Raw genomic sequence first — 474 nt, 5'->3', positions numbered from 1 at the left:
GCAGGTGGCCCCATTCGCTGACTTTCATAGCGGGGATACGCACCCGCTTCTGCTCACTGCAGCGTCTGGCGATATGACCGCTCATCGCCAGGACGTCCGGGTTAATCTCATCCTGTGCCAGCTCCTGACGTCTGAAGCGGGTATGGCGGTGCAGGGGTTTATTCTCCCGCAGGCACTCTTCACGCAGACGCTTTACATACTCGGCGGTTGCGAAGATAATTGATGGTCTCATGGCATAATCTCCATAGATAGTGATTGAGATGCCGGACTTCCTGGCGGGGAAGCGCCGGCGGAGAGAGGCAGGTTTTATCGCCCTGCCTTTTTTTCATTTCGGACAGCGACGCAGTGCCAGCGCGAGCGCTTTCATCTTCCAGCCTTCCGGCGTGCGGTACATCACCTTCCAGTAGCCGTCGATGAACACATAATGGAAGCGCACCTCTTCAGTGCTTTCAGTGGCAATAGCCTCCATGAAAG

Annotated in this window: 1 protein-coding gene and 1 pseudogene; both read right to left on the bottom strand. The window is 56.1% G+C overall.

Features of this window, described 5'->3' with window-relative positions; genetic code table 11:
- The coding region (locus RTW80_RS27195; protein WP_312721203.1) for a hypothetical protein at positions 1–232 on the bottom strand (232 nt) is incomplete at its 3' end.
- A 93-nt stretch (positions 233–325) separates the two neighbouring features.
- Positions 326–474: pseudogene (locus RTW80_RS27190) on the bottom strand (post-segregation killing protein PndC); the annotation flags it as partial.

This window comes from Escherichia sp. AM3, assembly GCF_032029835.1.
Classification (GTDB): Bacteria; Pseudomonadota; Gammaproteobacteria; order Enterobacterales; family Enterobacteriaceae; genus Escherichia; species Escherichia coli.
The sequence above is the reverse complement of the archived record's forward strand: the minus strand, read 5'-3'. Positions and strand labels throughout refer to the sequence as shown.